This is a genomic window from Terrabacter sp. P5_B1 (genome assembly GCF_056400505.1).
On the sequence record NZ_JBFULD010000268.1, the window covers coordinates 1 to 5,960 of the forward strand.

At 71.2% G+C, this 5,960-nt stretch carries 4 protein-coding genes and 1 riboswitch; of the genes, 1 reads left to right on the plus strand and 3 read right to left on the minus strand.

Annotation, left to right across the window (positions count from 1 at the left end; all coding sequences use genetic code 11):
• A partial coding sequence (locus AC1DP0_RS16785; RefSeq protein WP_478086399.1) for a PhzF family phenazine biosynthesis protein occupies positions 1 to 403 on the minus strand: 403 nt, incomplete at its 3' end.
• A gap of 105 nt (positions 404 to 508) precedes the next feature.
• Between AC1DP0_RS16785 and AC1DP0_RS16790 the strand changes: the two genes are divergently transcribed.
• Positions 509 to 1,135, plus strand: coding sequence for a histidine phosphatase family protein (locus AC1DP0_RS16790; protein ID WP_478086401.1), 627 nt, complete (start codon positions 509 to 511; stop codon positions 1,133 to 1,135).
• An 85-nt stretch (positions 1,136 to 1,220) separates the two neighbouring features.
• On the opposite strand, the gene AC1DP0_RS16795 is transcribed toward AC1DP0_RS16790, so the two are convergent.
• Both AC1DP0_RS16795 and gcvP read right to left on the minus strand, forming a co-directional pair.
• Positions 1,221 to 2,708, minus strand: a complete 1,488-nt coding sequence (locus AC1DP0_RS16795) for a glutamate-cysteine ligase family protein (protein WP_478086405.1) — start codon at positions 2,706 to 2,708, stop codon at positions 1,221 to 1,223.
• A gap of 105 nt (positions 2,709 to 2,813) precedes the next feature.
• The gene (gcvP, locus tag AC1DP0_RS16800) at positions 2,814 to 5,741 is read right to left on the minus strand and encodes an aminomethyl-transferring glycine dehydrogenase (protein WP_478086410.1); all 2,928 of its coding nucleotides are present in this window, start codon (positions 5,739 to 5,741) and stop codon (positions 2,814 to 2,816) included.
• 76 nt (positions 5,742 to 5,817) lie between these two features.
• Positions 5,818 to 5,917: riboswitch (glycine riboswitch) on the minus strand.
• Between the last annotated feature and the right edge of the window lie 43 nt (positions 5,918 to 5,960).

Genomic DNA, 5,960 nt, shown 5'->3' on the forward strand with positions numbered 1-5,960 from the left:
GGTCCGCACCGCTCGCGGCCACCTCGCGCAGGGTGGCCGCCCGGGCCGTCAGGCGCCAGCCGCCGTCCACGCGCGTGACCGGGATGCGCCCGGCGGGCATGCGCAGGTGCACCGTGTCCAGACCGCCCCCGAGCGCCGCGACGACCTCCGCCGTGCCCAGCGTCGGGTGGCCGGCGAACGGCATCTCGTGCCCGGGGGTGAAGATGCGCACGTCCGCCTCCCCCGTGGCGCCGGCCCCGAGCGAGGTCACGAACGTCGACTCGCTGAGGTTGAACTGGCGCGCCCAGGCGAGCATCTCCTCGTCGGTGAGCATCGCAGCGTCGGGGAAGACGCAGAGCGGGTTGCCCGAGAAGGGCCGGCCGGCGATCGAGAAGACGTTGAGCAGGTGGAAGGGCAGGTCCATGTCGCTGAGTCTGCCCCAGAGTCTGTCCGAGAGCCTGCCCGAGAGTCTGCCGGAGCGTCGCAGGTCAGCGCGGGTCGACGGGGCGTCGCCGATACTGTGGCGGTCATGGCCACTCCCGACGGTGTCGTTCCCGGCAACATCTACCTCTTCCGGCACGGCGAGACGGAGTGGTCGCTGAGTGGGCAGCACACCGGGACGACCGACCTGCCGCTGCTGCCCGAGGGCGAGGCGGCTGCCCGCGAGCTCGCCGACGTGCTGCGCAAGCACCGCTTCGAGCGCGTCCTCGTCAGCCCGCTCCAGCGCGCGAAGCGGACGGCCGAGCTCGCCGGCCTCGGCGACTTCGAGGTCGAACCGCTCCTGCGCGAGTGGGACTACGGAGCCTACGAGGGCGTCACGACGAAGCAGATCAGTGCCGAGATCGGCCACCCGTGGGAGGTCTTCGTCGACGGCGTGCAGCCCGGCGCCACGCCGGGCGAGACCGTCGAGGAGGTGTCGGCGCGGGCCCAGCAGGTCATCGACAAGGTGTGGCCGGACCTCGAGCACGGCGACGTCGCGCTCTTCGGACACGGCCACGCGCTCCGCGTGCTGACGGCCACCTTCCTCGGGGTGGACCCGCGCTTCGGCCAGCAGCTCATCCTCGACGCCGGGTCGATGAGCGTGCTGACGCACCACCGGTCCACCCGCTGCCTGGGGATGTACAACCTCTCCCCCTGGCGGCTGCTCTCCGACTGACCGAAGCGCAACGCTGGCGTATGCCGGGTGCCCGGGCTCACGGCATACGCCGGCGGGGTTGGGGCACAGGCTCACCCGCTCGCGATCAGTTGCGCGGGAGGTCCCACGTGTGCACGGGCTCGTTGGCCATCATGCCCTCGATGTAGTGGCGGAGCATCTCGCGCAGCGCCTGGTCGCGGGTCACGCCCCGGGCCTCGAGCCGGGCGACGCACTCGGTCTGCCACGACGCCCCGTTGATGCCCAGAAGGCATCGCTGCTCGATGATCGTCAGGAAGCGGTCCCGCACGGCCGCAGAGACCCCCCAGCGCTCGAGACCCTCGTGGGCCATGGGCAACAGGCGGCGCAGCGCGAGCTCGGTGGCCGGCACGTCCCCGAAGCCGGGCCAGTAGGTGCTGGCGTCGATCCCGAGGCGGGCGCCCTCCTCGAAGTTGGCCTCCGCTGCCGAGAAGCTCATCCGGGTCCAGACCGGGCGGTCCTCCTCGGCGAGGATGCGCATGGTGCCGTAGTAGAACGCGGCGTTGGCCATGACGTCGGCGATGCTCGGCCCGGCCGGCAGGACGCGGTTCTCGACGCGCAGGTGCGGCCGACCGCCGACGATGTCGTAGATCGGGCGGTTCCAGCGGTAGACCGTGCCGTTGTGCAGGCGCAGCTCCTTGAGCTCGGGCACCTCGCCGCGCTCGAAGACCTCCTCGGGCTCCTCGTCGTAGAGCTCGGGCAGAAGCGCCGGGAAGTAGCGAACGTTCTCCTCGAAGAGGTCGAAGATCGAGGTGATCCACCGCTCGCCGAACCAGACGCGGGGGCGGACGCCCTGGTTCTTCAGCTCGACCGAGCGCGTGTCGGTGGCCTGGGTGAAGAGCGGGATCCGGGTCTCGGCCCACAGTCGCTGCCCGAGGAAGAACGGCGAGTTCGCGCCGAGCGCGAGCTGCGGGCCGGCGAGGACCTGGGCGGCGTTCCAGTGGTCGGCGAAGCGCTCGGGCTGCACCTGCAGGTGCAGCTGGATCGAGGTGCAGGCCGACTCAGGGGCCAGGCTGTCGGAGTAGCGGGCGATGCGCTCCCCCGTCGGGCCCTCCAGCTCGAGCCAGACGTCCTCACCCCGGGCGTCGAGCACCGCGTTGTTGAGCGCGGCGTAGCGGATGTTCTCGCTGATCCAGTCGCCCTCGAAGTGCTCGGGCATGACGGTCGGCAGGATGCCGATGGCGACGATGCCGGCATGGGCCTCGGCAGCCTTGGCGGAGGCCCGGTTGAGGGACTCGCGCAGCAGCTGCTCGAGCTCGATGGCCGAGTCGCCCGGGAGCGGGCGGGGGTGGACGTTGAGCTCGATGTTGTAGCGCGCCAGCTCGGTCTGGTAGTCCTCGTCGGCGATCTGCTCGAGCACCGTCTTGTTGTCGAGCTTGGGCCCGAGGTCCTCGTTGACGAGGTTGAGCTCGATCTCGAGACCGGTCATGGGTCGGTCGAACTCGAACTCGCTCTTGCCGAGCATCCGCTCGAACACGTCGAGGTCGCGGCGCACCTTCTCGCGGTACTTCTGCCGCTGCTCACGCGTGTACCTGGCCTGCTCGACGTCGGCTCCCACGTGAGGAGACAACCACACTCGCGGTCTCGACGCGAGTGGCACGCACGCAGAGCCCACCACCTCGGCGCAGTTCCCGTGAGGTGGTGGCCGCTGCGGCGTCGGGGATCAGCCCTCGAAGGCCTCCGGCGGCGGGCAGGAGCAGACGAGGTTGCGGTCGCCGTAGGCACCGTCGATGCGGCTGACCGGCGGCCAGTACTTGTCGGCGGCGTGCACCCCCACGGGGAAGGCGGCCTCGGTGCGCTCGTAGGGGTGGTTCCACTCCCCCGCGATGTTCAGCGCCGTGTGCGGGGCGTGTCGCAACATGCTGTCGGCCACGGCGACCTCGCCGGCGCGGATCGCCTCGATCTCGCCGCGGATCGCGATCATCGCGTCGCAGAAGCGGTCGAGCTCGTAGAGGTTCTCGGACTCGGTCGGCTCGACCATGAGCGTGCCCGCGACGGGGAAGCTCATCGTCGGAGCGTGGAAGCCGTAGTCGACGAGGCGCTTGGCGATGTCGTCGACGGTGACACCCGTCTCGGCCGTGATCTGCCGGACGTCGAGGATGCACTCGTGCGCGACGAGACCGTCGTGGCCGGCGTAGAGCACCGGGTAGTGCTCGCGGAGCCGGGCCGCGATGTAGTTCGCTCCGAGCACGGCCATCTGCGTGGCGTGGCGCAGGCCCTCCCCGCCCATGAGCCGGACGTAGGCCCACGAGATCGGCAGGATGCTCGCAGACCCGTAGGGAGCGGCAGACACCGGGCCGACGCCGGTCGCGGGACCGGCCTCCGCGGCGAGCGGGTGGTTGGGCAGGTGCGGGGCGAGGTGGGCGCGCACCGCGACCGGGCCGACGCCCGGGCCGCCGCCGCCGTGCGGGATGCAGAAGGTCTTGTGGAGGTTGAGGTGGCTGACGTCCGCGCCGAACTCCCCGGGCTGGGCGAGCCCGACGAGGGCGTTGAGGTTGGCGCCGTCGACGTAGACCTGTCCGCCGGCCTCGTGGACGAGCTCGCACAGCTCGGTGATGGTGTCCTCGTAGACGCCGTGCGTGGACGGGTAGGTCACCATGATGGCCGCGAGGTCGTCGCGGTGCGCCTCGATCTTCGCGCGCAGGTCGTCCATCTCGACCGTGCCGTCCCCGGCGGTCTTGACGACGACGACCTTGAGCCCCGCCATGACCGCGGAGGCGGCGTTGGTGCCGTGCGCGCTCGCAGGGATGAGGCAGACCCGACGGTGGCCCTCGCCGCGCGCCTGGTGGTAGGCGTGGATCGCGAGCAGGCCCGCGAACTCGCCCTGCGAGCCGGCGTTGGGCTGTAGGGAGACGGCGTCGTAGCCGGTGATCTCGCACAGCCACGACGACAGGTCGTCGATGAGGGTGCGGATCCCCTCGGTCTGCTGCGCCGGCGCGAACGGGTGCAGGTTGGCGAACTCCGGCCAGGTGATCGACTCCATCTCCGTGGTCGCGTTGAGCTTCATGGTGCACGAGCCGAGCGGGATCATGCCGCGGTCGAGGGCGAAGTCGCGGTCGGAGAGCCGGCGCAGGTAGCGCAGCATCGCCGTCTCGGAGTGGTGCGCGTGGAAGACCGGGTGGGTGAGGAACTCGGACGTGCGCGCCAGACCCTCGGGTATGCCGTGTGCTGCCGTCCCGCTGGTGCCGGACGTCACGACGTCGGACGTCTTCACGCCGAAGGCGTCGAGGACCGCGTGCACGGTGGCGGGYGTGGACGTCTCGTCGAGGCTGAGCGAGACACGGTCGGCGTCGACGCGCCAGACGTTGATCCCCCGGTCGGCGAAGGCGGTCGTGACCTCGTCCGCACGACCCGGCACGACGACCGCGAGCGTGTCGAAGAACGCCGTCGTCTCGACGTCGAGGCCGCCGTCGATCAGGGCGCCGCGCAGGGCGGCGGTGAGGGCTCCCACGCGCTTCGCGATGGCCACGAGTCCGGCGGGACCGTGCCACACGGCATACATGCTCGCCATGACGGCCAGAAGCACCTGCGCGGTGCAGATGTTGGAGGTCGCCTTCTCGCGGCGGATGTGCTGCTCGCGCGTCTGCAGGGCCAGGCGGTAGGCCTGGTGGCCCTCGGCGTCGACGGAGACGCCGACGAGGCGGCCGGGGATCTGGCGCTCGAGCCCGCGGTGGACGGCCATGTAGCCGGCGTGCGGGCCCCCGAAGCCCATCGGGACGCCGAAGCGCTGCGCGCTGCCGACGGCGATGTCGGCTCCCCACTCGCCCGGGGCGCTGGCCAGGGTGAGCGCGAGCAGGTCGGCGCAGGCGGTGACGAGGCCCTTGGCCTCGTGGACGGCCGCCGTCAGGGCCGTCCAGTCGACGATCTCGCCGGTGGCGTCGGGATACTGCACGAGTGCCCCGACGACAGGCTTGTCGTCGGCGGCGGCGGCCAGGGAGTCGGGGTCGGTGACACCGCGCAGGTCGGTGACGCGCAGGGGCAGTCCGAGCGCGTCGGCCCGCGTGCGCATCACGGCGATCGTCTGCGGGAAGAGCCGCTCGTCGACGAGCACGACGGCGTCGGCAGGTGCCTTGCTGGCGCGGCGCATCAACGACATCGCCTCCGCCGCGGCGGTCGACTCGTCGAGGAGCGACGAGCCCGCGACGTCGAGCCCGGTGAGGTCGGTGATGACCGTCTGGAAGTTGAGCAGGGCCTCGAGGCGCCCCTGGGAGATCTCGGGCTGGTAGGGCGTGTAGGCGGTGTACCAGGCGGGGTTCTCCAGGACGTTGCGGCGCACGACCGGTGGCGTCACGGTGCCGTAGTAGCCGAGGCCGATGAGCGAGGTGAGCACCGAGTTGCGTGAGGCGAACCCGCGGAGCTCCTCGATGACGGCGCTCTCGCTGGCTGCCGCCTCGATCCGGAGCGGCGACTGCGACCGGATGGCGCCCGGGATGGCGCGGTCGCACATGGCATCGAGCGTGGGCTGACCCACCACCTCGAGCATGTGGCGCACGTCGTCACCGGCCGGCCCGACGTGGCGGCTGACGAAGTCGGCCATCACCGTCTCGGTGGATGTTCCGGTGGTGACGGGCACGAGGTGGTCGATCGACATGCGGGCTCCTGACGGGTTCGAGCGGACGACACACGCTCCCCGTCTGTCGAGCACGGTGACGTGTCTCCAGAGTTGCCTCGCCCGCGTGGTCCTGGCGCCTGAGAGGTTCCGGGGATGTTGCCCCTTCGGCGCCTCGCAGGTGCAGCGCACCCCGAGGACTCTCCCACGCAGGGTCGATCGGCACTCCAAATCTACCAGCAGGCGCGGGCCGATCGGTCA